Annotated in this window: 19 protein-coding genes; 10 read left to right on the forward strand and 9 right to left on the reverse strand. The window is 68.1% G+C overall.

Going from position 1 to position 22,686, the window contains the following annotated elements:
- Positions 1-1,398: hypothetical protein (locus LLH23_10155; GenBank protein MCE5238840.1), on the reverse strand; the 1,398-nt coding region annotated here is incomplete at its 3' end.
- 146 nt (positions 1,399-1,544) lie between these two features.
- Here LLH23_10155 and LLH23_10160 point away from each other — a divergent pair.
- From LLH23_10160 to LLH23_10170, 3 genes are all read left to right on the forward strand, one after another.
- Positions 1,545-3,227 carry a hypothetical protein gene (locus LLH23_10160; protein MCE5238841.1) on the forward strand — a complete coding sequence of 561 codons (1,683 nt, stop codon included), beginning with the start codon at positions 1,545-1,547 and terminating at the stop codon, positions 3,225-3,227.
- A 281-nt stretch (positions 3,228-3,508) separates the two neighbouring features.
- Positions 3,509-4,231, forward strand: a complete 723-nt coding sequence (locus tag LLH23_10165) for a DUF1559 domain-containing protein (protein MCE5238842.1) — start codon at positions 3,509-3,511, stop codon at positions 4,229-4,231.
- 162 nt (positions 4,232-4,393) lie between these two features.
- Positions 4,394-5,062, forward strand: a complete 669-nt coding sequence (locus LLH23_10170; GenBank protein ID MCE5238843.1) for a DUF1559 domain-containing protein — start codon at positions 4,394-4,396, stop codon at positions 5,060-5,062.
- Positions 5,063-5,174: 112 nt separating this feature from the next.
- Here the strand turns inward: LLH23_10170 and LLH23_10175 are convergent, their stop codons facing one another.
- Complete coding sequence (locus tag LLH23_10175) at positions 5,175-5,546, reverse strand: DUF6504 family protein (protein MCE5238844.1); 372 nt, start codon at positions 5,544-5,546, stop codon at positions 5,175-5,177.
- Between the two features lie 97 nt (positions 5,547-5,643).
- Between LLH23_10175 and LLH23_10180 the strand changes: the two genes are divergently transcribed.
- The 6 genes from LLH23_10180 to LLH23_10205 all read left to right on the forward strand — a co-directional run bounded on the left by LLH23_10180 (position 5,644) and on the right by LLH23_10205 (position 11,541).
- Positions 5,644-6,444, forward strand: a complete 801-nt coding sequence (locus LLH23_10180) for a M55 family metallopeptidase (GenBank protein MCE5238845.1) — start codon at positions 5,644-5,646, stop codon at positions 6,442-6,444.
- A complete protein-coding gene (locus LLH23_10185) occupies positions 6,444-6,923 on the forward strand; it encodes an NUDIX domain-containing protein (protein ID MCE5238846.1) in 480 nt (159 codons plus the stop codon). The genes LLH23_10180 and LLH23_10185 overlap by 1 nt, the downstream gene beginning before the upstream one ends.
- On the forward strand, positions 6,923-7,468 hold the full coding sequence (locus LLH23_10190; protein ID MCE5238847.1) for a GrpB family protein: 546 nt from the start codon (positions 6,923-6,925) through the stop codon (positions 7,466-7,468). The genes LLH23_10185 and LLH23_10190 overlap by 1 nt, the downstream gene beginning before the upstream one ends.
- Positions 7,469-7,524: 56 nt before the next feature.
- Complete coding sequence (locus LLH23_10195; GenBank protein ID MCE5238848.1) at positions 7,525-8,601, forward strand: Gfo/Idh/MocA family oxidoreductase; 1,077 nt, start codon at positions 7,525-7,527, stop codon at positions 8,599-8,601.
- A 93-nt stretch (positions 8,602-8,694) separates the two neighbouring features.
- Positions 8,695-10,611: a VCBS repeat-containing protein gene (locus tag LLH23_10200; protein ID MCE5238849.1), complete on the forward strand. Its 1,917-nt coding sequence runs from the start codon at positions 8,695-8,697 to the stop codon at positions 10,609-10,611.
- 111 nt (positions 10,612-10,722) lie between these two features.
- Positions 10,723-11,541, forward strand: a complete 819-nt coding sequence (locus tag LLH23_10205) for a sugar phosphate isomerase/epimerase (protein ID MCE5238850.1) — start codon at positions 10,723-10,725, stop codon at positions 11,539-11,541.
- A gap of 129 nt (positions 11,542-11,670) precedes the next feature.
- On the opposite strand, the gene LLH23_10210 is transcribed toward LLH23_10205, so the two are convergent.
- On the reverse strand, positions 11,671-12,537 hold the full coding sequence (locus tag LLH23_10210; protein ID MCE5238851.1) for a hypothetical protein: 867 nt from the start codon (positions 12,535-12,537) through the stop codon (positions 11,671-11,673).
- Between the two features lie 110 nt (positions 12,538-12,647).
- Between LLH23_10210 and LLH23_10215 the strand changes: the two genes are divergently transcribed.
- Positions 12,648-14,441, forward strand: a complete 1,794-nt coding sequence (locus LLH23_10215; protein MCE5238852.1) for a hypothetical protein — start codon at positions 12,648-12,650, stop codon at positions 14,439-14,441.
- 2 nt (positions 14,442-14,443) lie between these two features.
- On the opposite strand, the gene LLH23_10220 is transcribed toward LLH23_10215, so the two are convergent.
- From LLH23_10220 to LLH23_10245, 6 genes are read right to left on the reverse strand one after another with little or no spacing between them, the layout of a single operon-like run.
- A complete protein-coding gene (locus LLH23_10220; protein MCE5238853.1) occupies positions 14,444-15,229 on the reverse strand; it encodes a class I SAM-dependent methyltransferase in 786 nt (261 codons plus the stop codon).
- Positions 15,216-16,352 carry a uroporphyrinogen decarboxylase family protein gene (locus LLH23_10225; GenBank protein ID MCE5238854.1) on the reverse strand — a complete coding sequence of 379 codons (1,137 nt, stop codon included), beginning with the start codon at positions 16,350-16,352 and terminating at the stop codon, positions 15,216-15,218. The genes LLH23_10220 and LLH23_10225 overlap by 14 nt, the downstream gene beginning before the upstream one ends.
- A 4-nt stretch (positions 16,353-16,356) precedes the next feature.
- Entirely contained in the window at positions 16,357-17,202 is an 846-nt protein-coding gene (locus LLH23_10230) for a sugar phosphate isomerase/epimerase (protein MCE5238855.1), read from the reverse strand.
- A gap of 30 nt (positions 17,203-17,232) precedes the next feature.
- Positions 17,233-17,691 carry a hypothetical protein gene (locus LLH23_10235; GenBank protein ID MCE5238856.1) on the reverse strand — a complete coding sequence of 153 codons (459 nt, stop codon included), beginning with the start codon at positions 17,689-17,691 and terminating at the stop codon, positions 17,233-17,235.
- Positions 17,672-20,479 (reverse strand): hypothetical protein, encoded by a 2,808-nt coding sequence (locus tag LLH23_10240; GenBank protein ID MCE5238857.1) that lies wholly within the window; start codon positions 20,477-20,479, stop codon positions 17,672-17,674. Before LLH23_10240 ends, LLH23_10235 begins: the two co-directional genes overlap by 20 nt.
- 11 nt (positions 20,480-20,490) lie before the next feature.
- A complete protein-coding gene (locus tag LLH23_10245; protein ID MCE5238858.1) occupies positions 20,491-22,623 on the reverse strand; it encodes an Ig-like domain-containing protein in 2,133 nt (710 codons plus the stop codon).
- Positions 22,624-22,686: the final 63 nt, after the last annotated feature.

A 22,686-nucleotide genomic window follows, 5' to 3' on the forward strand; every position in this document is an offset into this window, starting at 1 on the left:
GTCCGGCCGGGAGAGCAGGACTGTGGCCGGGGTGCGCGCGGGAGCCTCCCGGGGGATGTCCACATTCAGCGTGACGGTATGCCGCCCCGGCTGCCAGGCGCTCGTCTTCAGCTCCTCGGGCGGTGCAACCGCCCCGAAGAGGTCGAAGTCATGGTCCCGTACCTGGCTATCCTCACCCAGGCGCAGGATGAGCGCATAGTCGGCCGCCGGCTTCTGGGGCACATCCAGCGTCACGGTCAGCTTCGCCGGCGCGCCAGGGACGAGGGGTGACGGGTCGGTGCGCAGGTCAGTCACCGTGGCCGTCTGGGCAGGCGCCACGACCGGATAGCGCACCGACCAGAACCAGTGCCACAGGCCGTTCCCCGAGGCGAAGGGCCGTGCTGGGACGAAGCGCGTGTCCTTCGTGCCGGGCTTCATCCAGTCCGGGTGCACTCCGGCGTCACTCTGGCCGGTCCACTGGTCGTCCGTGGGGATGATCGTCCGGCTGCCGTCCCGACCGATCAGCACCAGTTCCGCCAGCAGCCCGCGACTGCCCACCTCGTAGATGTCCTCGACCTGTGCCGCCAGGACGTTCTCGCCGGCCCGCAGCAAGTCCGTCGGCACCTTCACCAGCCGCGCCGGGCGCTGAATGCCGCCGTTGTAGCTGGCGTCCCGCCAGACCTCCCGGGCGTTCAGGTACATCACGCCCCGGTCGGCGGCGACCGCCATCAGCCAGGCTTCCTTGACCTGCGCCGGGTCGGCGACCTCGAAGCTGCGGCGCATGTACCGGCGCTCGGGCTCGCGATGGGGCAGCACCAGCGAGGGCTCGACCCAGATCCACATCGCCTTCCAGGTTGGGGCGAAGGACATGGGCAGCACGGGCTTCTCGCCCAGGACCTTGACTTCGCTCAAGCCGATCTTCGCCTGCGCCGGACCGCGCAGCAGCAATCGGATCGCCCGCGTCCGCACCGGTTTTGCCGGCGCGATCGTGGTCGGCTGGTCGGACGGCCCGACCGGGCCCATCGCACCCTCGACGTCGTTCCACTGCCCGCGCCAGTCGGGCGGGAAGGCCCGCTCCACCTGCAGGGCGTAGCTCGTGATGGGCTTGAGATCGCTGAACGCCCCACCCGTGAACTGGCGGAACTCCACCTGGCTGATCGTCACCGGGAAGCGCCACTCCAGCCGCAACCAGACCTGCGTCGTGTCCAGGTCGGAGGCCCTCGGCGCCACCGGCGGCAGGGGCGTCACCCAGCCTGTCTCGGGCTTGCCGTCGAGCACGAAGGTGGGCCGGTAGGCCATGTCGGGCACGGCCGCGACCGCCGTAGGCATGGCGCCCCACTCGAAGGCGGTGAGATCGGCCTGCTGGGCGTAGCAGGCAGTGGCGGTCAGCAGCAGCGTACAGAGGGAGATGGCGCGCATGGGGCACCTCATCCGGGGTCGTCACGTTATCTTCCGCGCCCTGTCGGGAGGAACCTGCGCCGGCGAGCGGGCAGGCCGTGCTGGCCCCCGGGGCGAAATGACCGTTCGCTTCGAGCCAACTCACTGTCCGTCCGGAGAGACCCGCCATGCCCACCCGCCTACTCGTCGTCACCTCGCTCCTGCTCGCCACCGCCGCCGTCCTGGCCCAGCCGGCTGAAAACTGGCCCCGCAAGAAGTTCATCGAGACCGGCTGGGACCAGCCCGACACGGCGCGGTTCCGGCAGAATCTGGCCGAGATGGACAAGACCCCCTTCGACGGCGTGGTTGTGGTCTGTACGGGCAAGACCGCCGAGGGCAAGGGCATTGGCCTGCGAGGCGCCTTCTGCCCCGACGCCTGGCAGGAGGCCTGGTTCCAGACCTGCCTGGAAGACCTCCAGGCCACGAAGCCGACGCACCTGAAGGACAACTTCATCGCTCTCGGCGCCAACCCGGGCAATGTGGACTGGTTCGATGACGCGGGCTGGAAGAACGTGGTCGAGCACTGGCGGATCGCCGCCCGACTGGCCAAGCAGGGCGGCATGAAGGGCCTGCTCTTCGACCCCGAGCCGTACACCAAGGGCTTCTCCCAGTTCAAGTACTCCATGCAGGCCGGCAACGCGCAGCACACGTTCGCCGAGTACTACGCCAAGGCCCGCGAGCGCGGCCGCCAGGTCATGGAGGCCGTCAAGAGCGAGTACCCGGACATGACGCTCTACTGCTACTTCATGAACATCGCCAACTACCCGGCGGCCGGCCAGCCCGACCCCGTGCAGGCCCTCGCCGGGGCCGGCTACGGGCTCTACGCGCCCTTCGTGGATGGCTGGCTGGACGTGATCCCGCCGACGATGACCGTCGTGGACGGCTGCGAAAATGCCTACCTGTTCAGCAGCCGGATGCAGTATGTCGAGGCGGCGCTGAAGATCAAGGGGGCCTGCCAGTCGCTGGTGTCCCCGGCCAACCGCGCCAAGTACCGCGCCCAGGTGCAGGTGAGCTTCGGCATCTACCTGGACGCCTACGTGAACCCCGAGGGCAGCACCTACTACCTCGGCCCCAAAAACGGCTCGCGCCTGAACCAACTGTGCGCAAACGTGGGCAACGCGCTGGACGCCGCGGATGAGTACGTGTGGGTCTACGGCGAGAAGTACCGCTGGTGGCCGACCCCCAATGGCGGCGTGAAGCCGGAGTCCTGGGAGCAGGTCATGCCCGGGACGGACGCCGCGCTGCGCTTCGCCGCGGACCCGGCGGGGGCCGGGCGGCAGGCGATGGCCCAGGCGAACCTGCCCAACCTGGCCCGCAACCCCGACTTCGGCGCGGACAAGGCCAAGGGATACACCGGTGCGGAGATCGTGTACAAGGAGGGGGGCTTCCCGGCCGGCTGGGGCTTCTGGCAGGAGAACACCACCGGCACGGCCGGCTGGGACCGCACCATGGGACACGCGGCGCCGGGCGCCGGGCGGGCCTCGCAGGTCACCGGCGGCTGCTTCACCCAGGAGATCGGGCCAGTCCAGCCCGGAGAGCGCTACGCCGTGCAGGCCTGGGCCCGCGCGCACGGCCGGGGCAATGTCTCGATGCGCCTGCGCTGGCAGACGGCCGAAGGACGCTGGATCCACGAGCACCTCGACCGGCTGGTCTACGGCACCGGCGTCCGCGACGAGTGGCAGGAGCTGCTGGGCGTGGCGGAAGTCCCCGAAGGCGTCGGGAAGCTCGTCATCCTGCTGGGCATGGGCGGGCAGCCCTCGGCGGAGGATGTGGCCTGGTTCGACGACGTGACCTGCGTCAAGCTGCCCTGACGCGCCTCGCCAGATCCGGCGGAACCCAAGAAAAGTGGACGCTTCGGGCCTGTTGGGGCGTCTTTCCGAGGAACAAAGGGTTCCCACGCCGGTCTGAACCAAGTACAATGGCCGGGTTCGGCGGCGGCCGGGAACCGTCTGCCGTAGGCAGGCAACAGTTAGGGTAACGCACAACAAGGCGCGGTGTTTCCGCAAGCGCCCGCCGGGGTATGATTGCTGTAAGTCCCGTTCGGCGAGATGCCTGTTGTTGTGCGGCGACAATGATTGGAGGGCAATCGCAGATGATACGTTCCAGACGCGCCGGGTTCACACTGATTGAGCTGCTGGTCGTCATTGCCATCATCGCCATTCTGGCCGCCATCCTCTTCCCGGTGTTTGCCCGGGCGCGAGGCAAGGCCCGCCAGTCGGCCTGCTCCTCGAACATGAAGCAGCTCGCACTGGCCATCATCAGCTACACGACTGACTATGACGGCCAGACGTGCTACTGGAGCTTGGACCCGCTCGGGGCCGTCCCCAACAACCCGACGTGGGACCAGCAGATCATGCCGTACATGAAGAACGCGCAGATCCTGACCTGCCCGGACAACAAGTACAACGGTGAGAGCGGCACGGTGCCCAATCAGTCCTCCGGCCCCAAGCGGGGCTATGCGCTGCCTCGCTATGTCAGCGGCATCAACCAGGACGATCCACCCAACGTCGTCGCGACAGTCCTGCTGACCGAGAAGGGCGCCTATACGCCGGGGACCCTCAGTGACGCGGCGGTGGAGCATCCGCGCCAGTCGGGCAAGGGGCTCTTGTACCCGAGTGAGGCCTTCCGCCACAATGGCGGCCTGAACTTCGCCTTCCTCGACGGCCACGTCAAGTGGCAGAACAACGGCTCGGGCCCGTTCACCAGCAATGGCGACGGCACGTGCGCCACGGCCTCCGACTGGGAGCCGATGAACGGCTCGCACATTCCGGGCCACATGGAGTACCCGGAGGACTGGCCGGCGGGGACGGACTAGCGACATCGCTCCGGTCGTTCCGACGGGTCTCCTGACCAATCAGGCAGGCGGCCTCGCCTGCTGCGGTGGGCGAGGCCGCTTTCGTTAGGGGCGGGGGAATGAGCAGCGTGTAGCAGGCGTCTACCTTGTGAGGCGTAGGTTGCCTGAGGAGGTCAATCGCGCATGACCCGCCGTCAGCCCCGCGGCTTCACGCTCATCGAGCTGTTGGTCGTCATCGCCATCATCGCCATCCTGGCCTCGATCCTCTTCCCCGTGTTCGCCCGTGCCCGCGCCAAGGCCCGGCAGTCGGCCTGCCTGTCGAACCTGCGGCAACTCGGCACGGCCATCGCCATGTACGCCGACGACTTCGACGAGATGCTGCCGCTGTGGTCACTCGCCGGGGGCGCTCCGGATGGCTCCGGTCGTGGGGCGCCGCCCGACTGCACCTGGGACACGCAGATCCTGCCGTACATGAAGAACACCCAGATCCTCATCTGCGGGGACAACCCCTACGGCCGCACGTATCGTTCGTACGCCATGCCGCGCTATGTCAGCGGCCAGGCGCTGGGCGTCTTCCCCAACGTCACCGCGACCGTGACGCTCTTTGAGAAGGGGCACTACCCGCCGGGCGCGTGGGAAGATGCGGCCGGGGAGAACTTCCACCAGTCCACGAGCATGAACCCTACGCCGCAGTACTTCCACTTCGGCGGCAAGGACTTCCTGTTCATTGACGGGCACGTGAAGTGGTACACGGCGTCGTCAGGCCCGTTCGCCGAGAACGGAGGCCCTGGCGGCGAGGCCGGCGACTGCGAGGCCGTGGGCGAGCATCCCACGGGAGACTGGCCGGCGTAGGGACAGGGGGAAAGAGAGAAGAGGGAAAACAGAAGAGAGAAGAACGAAGGACGGCAGAGGCCATCGGCGTCTCGTCGTGTCCGGCAACTCACATGGCCCGCGCACTCTTCCTTCACTCCAGCTTCTTCGCCAACACCCAGTCCCGGCGCGACCCGCCGCGGTCCAGGTACACCTCGAAGACCTCTCCCCCCTCCGTCTCGACGCGATAGGCGTTGCGGTGCCGTCGCCGGTACCAGGTGCGTGTCACCTCGCCCGCCCCGAAGCCCGCATCCACCCATACGCTGACGATCTGCCGGATGACGTACCGCTGCCCGCGCCACGTGAAGGCCACGGGCACACGCAGCGCGCGCTCGTCGTCGCTCAGTTCCACCTCAATGCGCTCGCTGATCAGCTCCGTACGCCGCCCTCCTCTCCTCTGCGCGTGCCCGTGTGCCCGCATCGCTCCGCGATGCGATTCGCTGACATCGCGGAGCGATGTCGGCACGCGCTTCCCTTCGCGCTTGCTTGGGGCGCCTCCTGCTCCGGGCAGGTCTCACCTTCCCGGCGCAGAAATGCCTGCGGTTCAACAGGGAGGGCGCCACATGAAAGTCTTCATCACGGTAGACATGGAAGGCATATCGGGGCTGGTGCGCTGGGATGCCAACGACCGCCAGCGCGAGCGGGAGCTGATGACCGCCGAGGCCAACGCCGCCATCGCCGGGGCGTTCGCGGGTGGAGCGACCGAAGTGCTCGTGGGCGAGGCCCATGCCAACATGCGCAACCTCATGCCCGAGGCGGTGGACGAGCGTGCCCGCTTCTTCTCCGGCGAGCCCAAGCCGCTCAACCACATGGGCGGTCTCGACGAGAGCTTCGGCCTGGCGCTGCTGATCGGCTACCACGCCCGCGCCGGCGCCCGGAATGCCGTCATGTGCCACACGTACGACCTGCACATCCACCGGCTGGCGTTCAACGGGATCGAGGTCGGCGAGCTGGGCACCGACGCGGCGTTGGCCGGGCACCTGGGCGTGCCCATCGGCCTGGTGGCAGGCGACCGCGCTGCGTGCGACGAGGGCCGCGCGTTGCTGGGCGACATCGAGACCGTGGCGGTCAAGGACGGGCGGGGGCGCTATGTGGCGAGTTGCCTGCCCCCGGCGGTGGCGCGGCAGCAGATCACGGAGGCCGCCGCGCGCGCCGTGTCCAGCGCCAGCCGCTTCCAGCCCTTCGTCATCCCCGGGCCGGTCACGTGCGAGGTCGAGTTCACCAAGCCCGAGTGCGCCGACATGGTTGAGCCGTTGCCCTTCGTGGAACGCACGTCCGGGCGCGAGATCCGCTTCGTCCAGCCGGACCTGGCCCAGACCTTCCATGTCTTCAACGCCCTCAACTTCCTGTCAGGGCGGGCGTGATGCTCGACGAGGAGAAGTTCCGCAACTCCATCAAGGCCGTCATCATCCGTGACGCCCGCGTGCTCCTCACGGTGAACCAGGACCCGTGGGGGGAGTTCCTCCTCCTCCCCGGCGGCGGCCAGCGCTTCGGCGAGACTATGGCTGAGGCACTGCAGCGCGAATGCCGTGAGGAGCTGGGGTGCGCGGTCATCGTCGGCGACCTCCTGGGCATCCGCGAGTATATCGGCGCCCACCACGAGTTCGCGGCCCACGACAGCGACGTGCACCAGGTCGAGGTGATGTTCCGCTGCGAGTTGGCGCCCGGCTGCGAGCCGCGCACTGGCGACCTCGCCGACGACGAGGGCGACTGGGCGCAGACGGGAGTGGCGTGGGTGCCGCTGACGGAACTGCAGGATCGCCGCATCTACCCGTCGGTGCTGAAGGAGTGGCTGCCGGCCCTGCCGGAGCCGGAGCGGCGGTACTTGGGGGATGTGAACTGATGCCCGACTCCATCATCATCGTCCCGTATGACCCCGAGTGGCCGCGCCTGTTCGCGGAGTTGGGTGCACGCCTACGTCGGGCGTTGGGGCCTGTGGCGCTGCGCATTGACCACATCGGCTCCACCTCCATCCCGGGCATGGCGGCCAAGCCGGTCATTGACGTGGTGGTGTCGGTCGCCAGCTTCGAGCCGCTGGCGACCATCGGGGCGCCGCTTGAGGGCCTCGGCTTCGTGCATCGGGCGAGCAACCCGGACCTGACCAAGCGCTACTTCCGCGAGGCGCCCGGGGAACGCCGCACACATATCCACGTGCGCCGCGCCGGCAGTTGGTCGGAGCAGTTCGCACTGCTCTTCCGCGACTACATGCGCGCCCACGACGCGGACTGCCGGTGGTACGAAGCGATCAAGCGCCAACTGGCGGAGCAGTACCGTGACGACCGCCAGGGCTACACCAACGCCAAGGCGCCGTACCTGTGGGAGATCATGCAGAAGGCGGACCCCTGGGCCCAGGCCACCGGCTGGACGCCCGGCCCGTCGGATGCCTAGCCGTCGCCAACACCCAGTACCCAATGCCCAAGCCCTAACCCAAGGAGATGATCGTTGTGTCCGAACCTCGCAAAGCTCGTCTGGCCTTCGTCGGTTGCGGAGGCTTCACCACTGCCTCGATCTTCCCGTGCCTGCCGCTGTCCCCGCGCATCGAGATCGTCGCCGTGTGCGACCTGCTCGAGGAGAAGGCGCGGGCCGCCTCGCGGCTCTTCAACGCCTGCCCCGTCTACACCGACATGCACAAGATGCTGGATGAGATTGAGGTGGATGGCGTGTTCGCCATCGGCCCCGCGCCGACGCAGTACGCCGTCGCCCCGCAGATCATGAAGCGCGGCCTTCCCGTCTATGTCGAGAAGCCCTCGGCCAACACCTCGAAAGAGGCGCTGGAGATGGTGAAGATCGCCGAAGACAACGGCGTGTGGGGGCAGGTCGGGTTCATGAAGCGCTTCGCACCCGCCTATCAGATGGCCCAGAACATCCTGCGCAAGCCGGAGTTCGGCCCGCTCAACATGCTCAACTGCAAGTGGGGCCAGGGCGCGTACCCGCGGATCTGGGGCATTGACTCGGCCCAGCGCGCGTTCCTGATCGGCCAGTGCTGCCACCTGATGGACCTGATCCGCTACTTCGGCGGCGACGTGGCGACCGTGCAGACCATTTTCCGGGAGCCGCCGCAGAACCCGGCCGACCCGCACGAGTCCACCCGTTGCGCCTATCTGACCAATGTCACCTTCGCAAGCGGCGTGATCGGCTCACTCAACCTCAGTAACATGGAGACCGGGAGCTTCCGCGACCTGGAGGAGAAACTCGAACTCATCAGCATGGACAACGTCGTGACCGTCCATCGCGTGTCGCACGTCAACTGGCGCCGCGGCGACGAGTGGGACGAGACGCCGACCAACTCCGGTTGGTACTCGTATGACTACGACTCCCGGGGCATGAGCGTCCGTAGCTCGCATGCGGCCAACGGCTACGTGGGTGAGGTGCAGCACTTCGCGCTCCGGTGCCTGGGCGAGGCCGACAAGGGCATCTCGGGCGATCTGATGGACAGCGTGAAGTCGCTGCAGATCGGCGAGGCGATCTACGAGAGCGCGATGAACGGCGGGAAGGTCGTCCAGGTGAAGCAGGGGGCGTAGACGCAGCGGGGTGGGTCGCGCCCGGCAGGAATGGCCCAATCAGCGACGAAAGGGTAGGCGACGGTTACATCGCAGGTGAAGGGAGCGCTTCCGATGTCCAGGCCGCTGACGCTCGCCGCCGTGGTGCCGGTCGTTCTGCTGATGGTGATCTCCGCCGGGCACGCGGACCTGCCCAACGGGTTCCGCCCGAACCCGCGGGCTGCCCTGTGGCACGAACTGCTGTGCGTTGGCCAGGAGTTGCCTCGCGTCGGTGACTTCGACGGCGACGGTCGCGACGACATCGCGATCTTCGTGCGCGACACCAAGCCGGAGCCGGGGCGCGGCGACTGCGGCGTGGCCTTCTCGGGGCTGACGCGCTTCACCCGGGAGATCCAGAAGTTCCACGACATGCTGTGCGTGGGGAACGAGATCCCCGTCATCGGCGACTTCGATGGCAACCACCAGGATGATGTGGCCGTGTTCGTGCGCGACACCAAGCCCGAGCCGGAGCGCGGGGCGGTGGGCGTGGCGCTCTCACGGGGCAGCTACTTCCAGGAACTCGCCAAGTGGCACAAGCACCTGTGCGTGGGGCAACAGGTTCCGCTGGCGGGCGACGTCAACGGCGATGGCCGCGATGACATCATCGTCTTCGTCAAGGACTCGCCCGACCCCAATCCGGGACCGGACTCCATCCCGCAGCAGGCCGGGAATGTACTCGTGGCCCTGGCGCGAACGACCAGTGGCTTTGAGCGTCCCGTCGTCTGGCACAACTTCTTCTGCATCGGCAACGAGGTGCCGAAGGTGGCCGACTGCGACGGGAATGGGAAGGCCGACATCCTCACCTTCGTGCCGGACCGCGGCGAGGTCTATGTGGCCCTGTCGGACGGCTCACGCTTTGGCCAGTCGCGAGTGTGGGCCACCGACTGGTGCCACCAGGGCGAGATCCCCGAGGTGGGTGACGTCAACGGGGACAATCTGGCGGACCTGATCGCCTTCGGCCGCACGCCCCCACAGGGCGTCTACGACCGCAACGTCGGCTGGGTCTTCACCGCACTCAACCAGTTCCTGCCGGCGCCGCAACACTTCGGGGCCTCGGTGCAGCGCCACGAGTACTTCTGCGTGGGCAACGAGACGCCGCTGGTCGGCGACTTCAACGGCGACCGGAAGACGGACATCTGCGCGCTCGTGGGCGACACGCAGAGCTCGGGCATGCGCGGCAACGCCTATGTGGCCCTGTCGAGCTTCGGGCAGCAGCGCACCTGGCGGCTCAAGCTGGATAGCATGCACCTCAACGGCATCTCCGAGGACCCGCTCATCGGCCCGAGCGGCGATGAGCCGTACTTCGTGGTCGTACAGTTCCGCTCGCGCTTCAACACGGCGGGCTCCACGCGCGCGTGGCAGGGGAACACGCCCTCCGAGTTCGTGAGCAACCAGAAGGCGCACACGGATGTCAACATCCCGGCCGCCATGGGCCAGTGCGACTTCCCCAACGTGGCGAGCTTCACCATCGCCGACGGCTGCCGGCTGCAGCGGCCGGAGGTCCTCGGCGCCATCGTCCTGGGCCTGGAGCATGACTTCAGCCCCTGGTCGGACATCACCAACCTGGTCAGCCGCGCCATCAACGGCGCGGTGGCCCCGGCGCTCCGGAACCTGGTCGAGACCCGGCCGATTCCCATGACGCCGGAGGCGACGCAGCAGCTCATCAACGACGCTCAGAACCTCGGCCCGCAGCTCATGGGCTCCATGAACCTGAGCGCCTGGGATCTGATCGGCTTCCTGTTCAACGCGGGGTTCGACGCGGACGACTTCGTGGACTACCACGCCTTCCTGTGGCTGGCCGCCGACCCCGAGACCGAGCGGTACCTGCAAGCGCCCACGAGCCTGCCGCGCAACGTGCACTTCGGGGTGCTGAAGGATACGCGCTACGTGCAGGGCATGGCCGGCAACCTGGACTTCGACGGCGGCTCCATAGACTCCCATGCCGCGGGCGCCTCATACACCGTCTACGCCACTCTGAGCCTGCAGCCGTAGGTGGCGACGGGCCAACGCTCGGCCCCACGACACGCAAGCAGGGATTGGCGCGAGGATAGCGAAGCACCGAGGGTCGCGTGCGTACCTAACCGCAATCAGTCGGAGGCAGTCATGGCTGACATCAAGTTCTCAATCCGTGAAGGCATGGTCCCGGGGCGCAATGTCATGGAGCGCTTCGAGCTGCTGGCGCAGGTCGGCGTCGCCGGCTGCGAGATCACCAATAGCACCAGTTGGGAGGACGTCGAGGCGGTCAAGGCCGCCGCGGCGGCCACAGGGGTACAGCCCAACATCTGGTCGGCGAAGGACCTTGCCGTGCTGCAGGCCGATGCCGGGGCGCGCCGCGAGGCCATCGCGTCCTGCCAGGAAGCCCTGAAGATGGCCGGGCAGGTCGGCGCGGTCGGCTTCATTCTGCCCCCGCTCATCATGTGCAAGATGCGCAACCTGCCGCGCATCAATGACCTGTCGCCGCTGATGAGCACCGCCGAGGCGGAGCGGAAGCTCCTGGCCGAGATCATGAAGCGGGACCTGGCGCCCGTGGCCCTCGAAGCCGGCGCGGACGTCGTCATCGAGCCGCTGAACCGCTACGAGCAGTGGTGGCCGTGCAGCCTGCAGCATGGGATTGACATCTGCGCCGATGCCGGCAACCAGGGCGTCTGCATCATGGCGGACTTCTTCCACATGAACATCGAGGACGCCAGCTACTACGACAGCATCAAGGCGGGCGGCGCGCTCATCAAGAACGTGCACCTGGCCGACAGCCAGCGCCTGCTGCCCGGCTGGGGCCACACGGACTTCCACCCCGGCTTCAAGGCCCTCAAGGAGATCGGCTATAGCCACTATCTGGGCTTTGAGTGCGGCATTCCCGGCGACTTCGCCGAGTGCGTGAGCAAGTCCATGGACTACTGCCGCAAGGTGTGGGACGAGGCGTAGAGCTTGAGCGAGAGAGTCGCGGGGTGCCCGCATAGCGGGCGGGGCCCCGCGACCTCTGCCGACGCCTCGTGGGGCGCCGTCGGCCCAGACTGCTGTGCAGTCTGACGCCGGAACCTCACTGCCCGCCCCTCACCTCCCCTCCAGGTACACCCGCTTCTCGCCGTACTTCGCCAGCGATGCGTCTACGCGCTCCAGCACGTGCTTGCGCCGCTGCAGCAGGCCCCGCAGCTCGTCGCCGGATACCCACGGACCAACCTGTTGCGTGAAGTCGGCCTCCGTGCTCCTCCGCAGGGCCTCGATCGTCCGGCGCGAGAAGCGGCGGAGGCGCTCGAAGTCCTGCGCGGGCTGAGACGAGGAGCCAAAGCCCTCGGCGTTGTCAATGAACCACAGCCTGCCGGTGCGGTCGGCCAGGATGTTGCCGCCCGAGAACCGGTCCATGTTGGTCTGCAGGTAGTCGAGGATGAGCATGTCGCAGACCTGGCACGCCTTGTCGAGGTCGGGGAGGCTCGTCTCCACATCGTCCAGCCGCGCCAGCCAGGTCAGCGCCCACCCGCGCGCGCCGGACCCAACCGGGTCGCGCGCCTCGTTGACCCACTGCTGCAGTGACCCGCTGACCAAGTCGTCATGTACGATGACGCGCCCCAGCGGCCCGCCCGCTTGCCGGAGCACAGATAGCGGCAGGCGGCGCTTGACGGTCACCGGCACATGCCCCATGCCGCACAGGCGGTCAATCTCGTACGCGGCGATCTCATACGCATAGCTCTGCGAGCTGTACTGGTGCGGCTTGAAGGCGCACTTGAAGCCCTTCGGAGTCCCATCCTCCAGCCGCAGCTTGTACTTGGTCATCATGCCCCCGTAGAGCGGCTCGGGAGTGCCCTTGACCGGCGCGCTCGTGAGCAGCTTCTCCACCTCGTCGCACGTCAGCGGGGCGGCAGTGACGAGACCCGCGGCGACGAGGACCGCAAGCAGGATCAGGGCAAGACGGGCGTTGTTCATGGGGGCCTCCCGGTGATACTGAGGCACGTCAGCAGTGTGTTCCGCGGGACGTCGGCACGCTCCTGCCTCATGCAGGAGCCGTCGTCCCGAGCGGCGAAGCGACCGTCACCATGAGACTCATGCTCCTGCCGCTTCTCTGTGCGCTCCTCTGCACCGGAGCCCTCGCCGCCGGCCCCCTGGCCCAACGCGTGCTGTGGACCTGGGACAACCGCATGGACTGGGGCGGTGAGGGCCAGGCCGTCAGCGTCATGGGCGGAGGGCGGTACACGAAGGCCCCGGGGGCGTTCCTGACCGACTACAAGGCGCTCGTGGACTACGCGCACGACCACACGAGCTTCAACGCGGTCATCATCTGGGGCTTCCTGCGCGATGAGCATGGCGGCGTAGCGGCCTCGCAGGAGCTGTGCGAGTACGCGGCTGCCCGCGGCATCCGCATCATCCCCGGCGTGGGCACGAGCGGCTACGAGGGCTACTACTATAGCGGCAACCACCCGTACAACATCACCACCTGGCTGCGCCGGCACCCCGAGCTGCGTGCGATCAGCAAGGCCGGCAAGCCGCTCAACGCCCTCTGCCCCACGCAGCCCGACAACATCAAGTGGCTCGACGACGGCTGCCGCTGGCTGTTCTCCACCTTCAAGATCGGCGGCATCAACTTCGAGATCGGCGACTTCTTCGTCTGCTACTGCGACCGGTGCAAGGCCGCCCGGGCTGCGATCCCCGGCGACGCGCCGGACTACTACAAGGACATGGCGCTCTCCACCGCCCCGGTGGCGAGGACCGCGCTCGAGATCGCCCCGGATGCCTGGCTGAGCTATGCCACCTACACGGGCTTCACGCCGGAGATGCAGCAGACGCCGCCCTCGTGGGTGAAGCTGATCCCCCCGTCCATGCTGTGCCAGTGGACCGTGACCGGCATGGAGGGCGGCCACTGGCCTGCGGGCCTGCGCCCGCCGACCCCGCGCAACCTGGGCTACCTGCACTGGGGCAACAAGTCCACCCACACGGTCCACCAGTTCTACCTCGACCGTGTTCGCGGCGTCTGCCACAGTGCCGCACAGGCCGGCTTCGAGGGTCTCGTCACGTACGGGGAGGACCCCGCCTCGCTGATCAGCATGCGCCTGTTCTACGAGGCCTGGAGCTACTTCCTCGAACACCCCGACCGGCAGGTGGCGGACTTCACGCGGGACCGGCTGTCGCAGTGGTTCGGCTCGGCCGACGAGGCGCAGAAGGTGACGCCACTTCTGCTCGGCCTCGAACGGCAGGGCCTCACGCGCCAGAACCTGGCGGCCACGCTGGCCACCACCAGACAGGGCGCGGCGGCGGCGCCGACCGACAAGGCTCGGCAGACGTGGCAGGAGCTGGCGGCCTTCGTGCAGGCACGGCTGGCCGAGGTGGAGGGCGGCGACCGGGTCGTCACCGACCCGGCGCAAGTGACGGCCCTGATGCGCGACGGCTTCGCTGTGCCGCAGGAGACGAAGACGACGTTGGTGCTCCCCCGCCCGGCGGAGGGGACGCTGGAGCTGACCGTGCGGGTGAACTACTCGGTGGAGAATGGCCTGCTGCCAGTCATGCGCCTGACGTTCAATGGGACGCGGCTGGACCCGTCGTGGGCGCTCGACCGACCCACAACGATCGCGACGCCGCAGCACGGCGGCTACACCTCTCTCCCGGCGTTCGAGGCGGGGCTGGGCGCCTGGCGCGTCAAGTATGACAACAACTGGACCATCAGCACCGAGGCGGGCGACAAGTACTATACGCCCGACTACAGCCCCACCTTCCGGTTCCGGCCGGGCGACCTGTGGCGCGACGCGGAGAACCGGCTGGAGATCGAGAACCTCGAGCAGCGCTTCCGCCCGTCGGAGAATGGGGTGCTGCTGGTCAAGGGAATGGCGATGAGGTAGGCCTAGACGGGCTTGCGGCACCGCACGTGCAGGAAGAAGGGCACGATCGTCATGTCGTCCAGGTCGGGTCGCTCCTGCAGAACCGCCTCATCGGGGTACGGCTCCCCCATCTCCTCAAACACGAAGCCGGTGCGCACAATCGCGTTGAGCCACTCGCTCATCGTGCGCCGGAAGTAGGGCGTCACGAACCTCGGCCAGCGCTCCTTCTCCTCGGGTGGCGCATCGCTGAAGATCCACTCGGGCGCCCAGGGCGCTGTGTCCCAGTAGCCCCCGATCTCGTAGGCGTAGTGCCGCCCCGCCTCGTCGCGGATCTTGCGCCGCGTCTTCGTGTCGTAGCACGGGTGCGTGACGGAGAACTGCAGGAAGCCGCCGGGGCGCAGGAGGCGGAACACATCGGCCAGGACGCGGTCCTGCTCGGGCATGTCCTGGAAGCTCATGAAGGCCACGGCGAAGTCGAAGCTCTCGGGGGCGAAGGGCATCTCCACGGCGCTGGCGATGAGATAGCGAATGCCCAGAGGCTTCGCGCGCTCGGCGGCGACTGCATGGCCGACGAACTTCGTGGCAATGTCGAAGGCCGTCAGGGAGCCGCAGCGCCGGGCGATCAGCCGCGTGTTGTGGCCCTCCCCGCAGCCGATGTCCAGGCCGTCCAGGCCCGTCACATCCGGCAGCATCGCCAGAAACTGAGGGGTGTTCAGGTAGTCGCGGCACACGTCATACCCGGCGCGCGCCAGATGCGTCCACGCGTCGGCGTTGGCGTCCCAGCATTTGCCCACTTCACGGTGATCCACAGGCTCTCGCCTCCTCCACCATCGCCCACAGGTTCTCCTCGGGGGTCTCGCGCCCGACCTGGTCGCCCGTCCCGACGATGACACGGTGCGTCGCGCCGAACGCCTCCCACACCTCGCGCACTTCCCGTCGCACGTCCGCGGGCGTACCACGTATCAACGTCTCGACCGTGTGAATGTTCCCATTCATGGTGACCCTGCCGTCCAGCAGCCGCGCCACCTCGCGCAGGCCCGCCAGCCCCTCGACATCCCCGCCCGGGGGGCGCTCAAAGGGGCAGACGCAATCCATCCCGATCTCCGCGAAGTCCGCTACGCTCTCCAGACACCGGCCGTGGAAGTGCACGTGCAGCAGCCGGCCGTGCCGGTGGGCCTCGGCGGCAACGGCGGCGATGACGGGCTTGTCCCAGCGCCGCCACATCCGCGGGCTGATGAGCGAATTGCAGCTCCACGAGCAGCCGATGAAGAGGCTCTCCACCGGCGTCTGCTCGCACAGACGCCGCGTCTTCTCGACCATGTACTCGACGTAGCGGCCGTGCAGCCGGGCAAGCTCGGCCTCGTGCTCAACGAAGTCGTAGATGGTCTGCTCCAGGCCGCCTTCGCGCGATCCGCCCCAGAAGTCGGTGAACGGCACCCCGAGGAAGCCTTCGAGCAGGTAACTCTCCCCCACCTCCTCCCAGGCCCGTACCAGCGGCGTCGGGTCCATGAGGTCCAGGTCGGGGAAGCCAAGGACCTCGAACACGGGCAGGTCGTGGGTGAAGTCCTTGATGGGGCGTTCCAGCGGCCAGCCGGGTTCGTCACGGTCGGCCAGGCTGGCACTGGTCACCGTCCCGGCCGGGGTCTTGATCGTGCTCCGCGTCTCCAGGCGTCGCTCGTCCAGCCAGCGCTCCTGCCCGGACACCTCGACCTCCGGGTTGGGCAGAGCCGGGGAGGCGATGCCCCAGCCTTCGCACGAGAAGGCCTCGAAGGTCTGCTTCAGCGCCATGTGGAACGGCACTTCGCGCGCGAACTGGATCATGTCCACGCCGAGCAGCCTGGCCGGATAGTAGACCCAGAACTCCGGCGCCACCGGCACGGTGTCCACCGGCAGACCGCGATAGGCGTTCAGCATCCGCTGCTTGGGGGTCATGGCCTCACCGGTATGTGACGTCGCCGCCGGGCACGTTCAGCGTCTCCATGTACCGCTCGTACACCCGCTGCTGCGGCCATGCCTCGGGTGTGGGCGGCCACTGCGCGGAGTTGACGGCCTCGGTCTCGGCATGTACCAGACGCGGGCACTGCGCCAGCGCCGCCACCACCGCCGGCCAGTCCATCGTCCCCTGTCCGGGGATCAGGTGTTGGTCGGATTGCCCGTCGTTGTCGTGCAGGTGGACAGTCACGACATAGGGCGCGAAGGCCGCCAGCACCGCCGCCGCGTTGCCTGTGACGTGGGCGTGACCCGAGTCATAGCAGATGCCCACGGCCGGGTGGTCATACTCAGCCACGAAGGCCAGCAACTCCTCGTTGGTCATCACGTAGCCGGGCAGGCCGTTCTCGAGGGCCAGGAGAACCCCGAGGGCCTCGGCGCGCGGGACTAGCCTATCCACGCACTGCCGCGCTCGATCCCACGAGGCGGGCTTCGGCTCGTCGGCACGCAGCGGTCCGATGTGCAGCACGTACGTCCGCGCCCCGATCGCGGCGGTGCTCTCCATCAGGCCTGCATGGGCCTGCATCAGGGCCTCGCGGGCCGCGTCATCGGGATCGTTCATCCCGCCGGGCCCGATATCGAGTCCATGGCAGGCCGAGCCGCGCAGGCCCAGACTCTCCAAGATGCGCCCCGCCTGCTGCGCCTGCGCGGGCACCCGCAGGTCGAACTGCGCGCGCTCGGACCCGAGCACAACCGCATGGAAGCCGGCCTCCGCGACCTCGGCATACGAGGTCTGAAAGTCGGTCATGTCGGCGGAGTACACATACTGCGCGAGATCCATGGTGCGTGCCATCATCACACTCCCGCAGACCGAGACGCCGGCTCACGGTCGGTCCGGACCATCGTCCGTTGGTACCTGGCCGGGGTCAGGGAACCACCCTCGGTAGGGTCTGTAGATCATGTACGGCCGTAGCGTCCCATTCGGCAGACGCTCCATGAAGCGCCGGCCGACCTCCTCGTACGCATGCCCGCACCGGCAGCGGTGCAGGATGTGGAAGGCGCGGTCGGCGACGTCTTGCACGACCACGATCTCATAGGTGCCGGGCCCATGCCAGAAGCTCCCGCGGCACCGGCCTTCATGGCACGGCGGCGGCCACTTGCGTTCCAGCAGATCCTGCGCTCCCAGCAACACGACGACCACAACCGCGTAGGCCACAGGCCCCAGGATGAGCCCGGCGGCCGCTCCGGGCCAGCCAAAACGCTGGCCACCCAGCAGGGCGGCGGCAAGCGCCGACAGCCCCAGTCCCATCAGTGTCAGGCAGTCACTGAGTCCGACTCTCATACACATGCACGCCCAGCGGCGCGAAGTCGTCGGTCAGGCTCCCCGCCTCGGCCGTGACCGTCCGGTTCTCGAACAGCACCGTCACCTTCCCCGCCTTCAGCAAGGGCGACGCGACCTTCGCCTGGCAGGGCTTCGGGTCGCGGTTGACGGCGATGATGACCGTGCGGTCGGCCAGCTTCTTCTCCCAGCAATGGACTTCCTGACCCTCCGCCGGCTGCTCGATCCACATCCGCACCGGCGCCTGTGCGGCCAGCACGGGCCTGAGCGTGTTGATCTGGGAAACGGTCCGCTTCAGCGCGTCCCACGCGGCCGGCACGTTCGCCACCGTCAGGAAGGCGGTGCCGCCCTGCCCCCACCACCACCAGCACAGGCCGCTGCTCTCGTGGGCGATGGCCATGAAGGCCGCCGCGTGCATCGTCGCCGGGTCAGGCCAGAACTTGGCCGGGTCGGCCTCCGCCCCGCGCTGCTTGCCGTCGTAGCAGTGCACGATGGACATGATGGGCACACCGGGCTTGAGGTACTCCCGATGCTTCTCGAAGTTCTTCAGATTGGCCGCCGGAGTGCCGTAGTCCATGCTCCAGTACACGTCGTAGCTGTCGTGGTAATCCGGCATCATGTGCATCTGGGCCACGGTGACGATGACCGGGCGGCTCGGGTCGAGCCGGTGGATGAGCTGGTACAGCCCGCGCAGTTGGTCGGGCGACACGTACTGATGCGGGAGGTCCGGTTCATCGAAAAGATACCAGGCCAGTAGCGCCGGGTGGTTCATCAGTGCGCCGATGCGCTCGGCCACGAAGTCGAAGTCGTTGGCCTGCAGTGCCGCCCGGTTGAAGCCGATGAACGCCTCCAGCCCGTTCTTCCGGCACGCGTCGAGGTACTGCAGGGCGCTCGCATTGTCGCCGGCGCCGTCCCAGTTGTAGCAGTGGACATAGTCATACCCGCCCTTCGCCACCTCGGGCATGTCCTCGATCCGCACCCCATACATCCCCAGCAGGAACCGGGGCTTGCCGTCGAAGGCGATGCCGCCCTGCGGCAGCCACTGCTTCTGCACGAGGCCCTTGGCGTGCGTCAGGTAGATCACGCGCTCGCCGCGGTTGCCGGCAGCGTCCCAGGCCTCCACCTTGAGCCGGTGCAGCCCCGGCTTCCAGGCCACGGCCGGCCGGAACGCGATCTGCTTGCCGACCAACTCGCCCCGCTTGGTCGCGTCATGTCCGTCCAGCGTCAGCTTGAACTTCGTGACACCGACGTTGTCCGTCACGCCGATGGTGACGCGCTGTTCGGCCTGAGCGAGGAAGGCGTGGTCGGGCGCGATGGCCGGGTCGTTGCAGTCGGCCGTGACGGGCGCGGTCTGCTTGAACGACCAGACCGCCGAAGTGGCCAGCGAGGCCGGCGCCAGCACCCGCCAGTACCACTGCCCCGGCGCAAGGGGCTTCTCAGGCGACAGCGTGTTCTCCTTGAGGCCCGGGAAGCGCAGAGTCTTGTCGGCGGGGAAGTCCGGGCTGGGCGCCAGCTCCAGCGTCATCGTGCCCGGCGTCTTGATGGCCCACGCGAAGCGCGGGGTATTGTCGGCCAACTCGGTCTCATGGCCCGGCTCCCGCAGCACGACATGCTGGGTGATCTCGGTGAGCGCGATGTCATCGAACCAGCCGATGCCCGTGCCGCGCAGCGACAGGAAGATGATGGCGAAGCCCGCGTTGGCCGGCGCGCGGCAGGCGTCGGTGCTGATCTGCTTCCAGTCCTTGGTCCCATACAGCCCGTCCGCGTAGTCGCCGGAGGCCAGCCACTTGCCCTCCTTGTCGGCGAACTCAATGATGACCGTCACGCCCGTGGGGGACTTGTCGCCCAGCGTGACGCCCTTCACGTCGTCCGACTTCACCCACGCCGACACCTGGTACAGCTTCCCCTCCACCGCCGGGATGTTCTGCACCAGGTAGATGCCCGTCGTGTCGGTCTGCGTGGCCGGGATCGTGACACGCGCGCTCTGCTTACCGCCGTGCTTGACCTCCGTGTCCACCGCGGCCCGGGGATTGCTCGACCACTTGCCGAGGCCCTCCTCAAAGCCCCCATTGGGCACGGTCAGGTCCTGGCGGTCGTACTCCCGCTGGCTCAGGAAAGCCCGCCGGGCCGCGACGGTAGCCGGGGCGGCCGGCTCAACGGTGATCTCGATGGTCTTCTGGTAGCGTTGGGGCTGCTTGCCGTCGGAGCCGAGCACGGCCACCAGGAAGAGCCCCTGCCCGCCCGCGCGGCGGTCCTGGATGTGGAAGCCCTCGCACCGTACGATGATGCTGCGCTCAGGCTGCTCGAAGCGGACCTCCCGGGAGAAGTTCAGGTGGCTGAACTTGCCGCCCAGGTCGAGCGTCTGGGGCTTGCCGTCGCGGACGAGGTGCGCCGTGTTGCCGTCCATGGCCAGGGCCCCGGGCTGCAGGTTCAGGGACAGCTCCGTCGGTCCGGCGGCGGTCACCGTGGTGTCCACCGTGATGCGGCAGGTCTGGCCCTCCAGGGCCGCTGCCATGGCGACCTCCTGGTTGCCGGCCACCTGCTTCTTCCACGAGGCCCCGGTGGCGGTCGTCGCTACCGTGGCGCCGTTCATGTCGAAGCGCCCGCCCTTCCATTCCGGCGTATAGCCCGCCAGGTGCAGGCCCTGGGCCAGCGCGGCGCCGGCATACTGGATGGCGTCCGCTCCCGTCGGGCCAACGGTCATTTGCCACGGCGGCGCGGCGACAGTCTGCTGCGCCGCCACGGGCAGCGCCGCCAGCAAGAGAACGATGGGCAGTACGGTGTGTCGCATGGGTGTCATCCTCACCATTGGTAGACATGCACGTCGAGCGGGGCAAAGACATCTACGAGGTCCTTGCCTGCAGTCAGCACGCGGTCCTCAAACAGCACCTGCACCTTCGTCCCGGCCTTCAGCTTCGGCAGCGCGCCCTGCATGAGCTGGGGGCGCCGGGTCGTGTTCACGATGATGCACGTGGTCTTGCCCCCCACTCGCCACAGGCAGGCGTCCAGCGCCCCGGTCGGGGATACGGCTGGCTTGGCCTTCTGTGGCGCGGACAGAAACACGGGCTCCAGCCGCCGCAGCTCTGAGGCCAGCGAGAGCAGCTCCCCGAAGCGCTCGGGCCAGCGCGAGATGGCGCACTTGGCGTTGCCCGCCGCCCAATAGCACAGCCCCTTGACCCCGTGGTTGAGGGCCAGGTAGCTCATGCACCGCAACTCCTGACCCGTGGGCCGGTATGTCTTCCCATCTTCGGGCTGCCCGGTGGCAGCCACCGACCAGTCGAAGCCCTGGGCGATGAACCAGACCGGCTTGCGGCCCTGCTGGTTGGCCGCGGCCTGGTCCAGCACAGTGGAGATGGCGGTCATGGGGTCGCGCGGCACGGGGTACACATCGGGTCCCAGCACATCGGCATTCGCCGCGAAGGCCGCGTACTGCGACGGCCCGGCGATGCAGGCCGTGAAGGGGTGGTGTGGATCCAGCATCCTCGTCATCGCCTGCACGCCGGTCACGAGGGCGGGGTCAAAGGTCTCCCCCTCGATCTCGTCGGTCCAGTAGCCGAGCAGCGCCGGGTGCAGCATGTTGCGTAGCGGGCCCGTCAGCAGCAGGTTCCGCGCCTCAAGCGGCGTCTTGGCGGTGCGAGCGGCCGACACGCCGATGATGATCTTCAGTCCCGCCGCGTGGGTCGCGTCCATCTCCGCTTTCCCCGACGGGCCGCCGGTCAGGATGTACGTAAACCCGGCGTTGAACAGCTCGTCCAGGTGCTTGCTGTCGTCGTAGTCGTAGAGGCCCAGCGGGAAGAAGGCCTCGCCCCCATCGCGCGCCAGGTTCAGGTCGCGGCCGATGTGGTAGCCCGGCCGGGCGGTCTGGTTCACCGAGAACTGCCAGGCCCGCCGCGTGACATGCCCGGCCTTATCGGTGGCGGTCACGGCGACCTGGTAGTCGCCGAAGAACAGCGCCACCTCGGCGGAGATGGCGGCCTGGCGGCCAGTCGTCACCCGCGCCTGCTTGAGGCGCTTGCCGTCCAGGAACAGCTCCGCCCCGGCGATGCCCCCGGCGTCGGTCAGGCTTGCGCTCAGGGTCACATTCCCGCCCACCGTGGCGTCCGGACGGGGCTGCAGAGCGCTGATGACCGGCGGGGTGGTGTCGCGGTGTTCCTGCGCGACCTCGCCGGTGATGAGGAAGCAGCGCACTTCGGCGGTCTGCAGGGCCTGCCGTTCCGCCTCAGCCGATGGCGCGGTCGGCACGGCCGCCCAGTACCACAGCCCAGGCGCCAGGGCCGGCGGCCGCGTCTCCGTGCCGGTCACGGTCAGACGGTGCTCCGGCTGGTCCAGCGTCTCCTGGCGGCCGATCAGCACCGTGTAGCCAGCGCCGCTGCCGCCCTGCCAGGCCAGCCGTGTCGGTGCGGTCGGGGCGATGGCGCTGTCGGCCGGCTCCAGCGGCACGACCACATCGGCCGCGGGGACGACGGACACGTCATCGAACCACACCTTCTGCCCCGGCCGGTGGTAAAGGTAGAGCTGGACCTGCGTGCTGGTCATGTCCGCCGGGGTGGTGAAGCGCATCTGCCAGCGCGTCCAGTCCAGCGATGAGGGGAGGTAGTGATGCTTGCCGCCCACCGACAGCCCCGGCGGCCCGGCGCCCTGTCGCGACTTGAGCATCACCGTGATGACATAGGGGGTGTTGGGCTGCACCGCGAACCGCTCGCCGACCCAGGCGGTGAACTCGTTCTCGGCCGTGCCCTCCACCGACACGCAGCGGGCGCCGCGGTAGCCCTCGCTCTCCCACGTGGCGATGCCATGGCCCTCGTTGTAGGCGATCTTCCAGCCCGTCGGCGCAGCCCCGGCGCCCTGCTCGAAGTCCGCCTGGAAGGCAGCAGCATGAACCAGTGAGACGACGAGGCACATGGCCAGGGCCATGGCCGGCATCCGCAAGAGCATGGGCACTCTCCGAGGCTACGAGTTGTGTGTGCTGGCGCGGCGTAGCTGCTCACGGAGTTCGTC

This window comes from bacterium (assembly GCA_021372615.1).
GTDB lineage: Bacteria > Armatimonadota > Zipacnadia > Zipacnadales > UBA11051 > JAJFUB01.

What these genes read in the sequence shown, in the direction of transcription:
- LLH23_10245 (MCE5238858.1), bottom strand. Translation starts at nt 22,623, where the DNA reads ATGCTCTTGCGGATGCCGGCCATGGCCCTGGCCATGTGCCTCGTCGTC.
- LLH23_10180 (MCE5238845.1), top strand. Translation starts at nt 5,644, where the DNA reads ATGAAAGTCTTCATCACGGTAGACATGGAAGGCATATCGGGGCTGGTG.
- LLH23_10170 (MCE5238843.1), top strand. Translation starts at nt 4,394, where the DNA reads ATGACCCGCCGTCAGCCCCGCGGCTTCACGCTCATCGAGCTGTTGGTC.
- LLH23_10215 (MCE5238852.1), top strand. Translation starts at nt 12,648, where the DNA reads ATGAGACTCATGCTCCTGCCGCTTCTCTGTGCGCTCCTCTGCACCGGA.
- LLH23_10205 (MCE5238850.1), top strand. Translation starts at nt 10,723, where the DNA reads ATGGCTGACATCAAGTTCTCAATCCGTGAAGGCATGGTCCCGGGGCGC.
- LLH23_10240 (MCE5238857.1), bottom strand. Translation starts at nt 20,479, where the DNA reads ATGCGACACACCGTACTGCCCATCGTTCTCTTGCTGGCGGCGCTGCCC.
- LLH23_10160 (MCE5238841.1), top strand. Translation starts at nt 1,545, where the DNA reads ATGCCCACCCGCCTACTCGTCGTCACCTCGCTCCTGCTCGCCACCGCC.
- LLH23_10165 (MCE5238842.1), top strand. Translation starts at nt 3,509, where the DNA reads ATGATACGTTCCAGACGCGCCGGGTTCACACTGATTGAGCTGCTGGTC.
- LLH23_10210 (MCE5238851.1), bottom strand. Translation starts at nt 12,537, where the DNA reads ATGAACAACGCCCGTCTTGCCCTGATCCTGCTTGCGGTCCTCGTCGCC.
- LLH23_10190 (MCE5238847.1), top strand. Translation starts at nt 6,923, where the DNA reads ATGCCCGACTCCATCATCATCGTCCCGTATGACCCCGAGTGGCCGCGC.
- LLH23_10200 (MCE5238849.1), top strand. Translation starts at nt 8,695, where the DNA reads ATGTCCAGGCCGCTGACGCTCGCCGCCGTGGTGCCGGTCGTTCTGCTG.
- LLH23_10235 (MCE5238856.1), bottom strand. Translation starts at nt 17,691, where the DNA reads ATGAGAGTCGGACTCAGTGACTGCCTGACACTGATGGGACTGGGGCTG.
- LLH23_10225 (MCE5238854.1), bottom strand. Translation starts at nt 16,352, where the DNA reads ATGACCCCCAAGCAGCGGATGCTGAACGCCTATCGCGGTCTGCCGGTG.
- LLH23_10230 (MCE5238855.1), bottom strand. Translation starts at nt 17,202, where the DNA reads ATGGCACGCACCATGGATCTCGCGCAGTATGTGTACTCCGCCGACATG.
- LLH23_10185 (MCE5238846.1), top strand. Translation starts at nt 6,444, where the DNA reads ATGCTCGACGAGGAGAAGTTCCGCAACTCCATCAAGGCCGTCATCATC.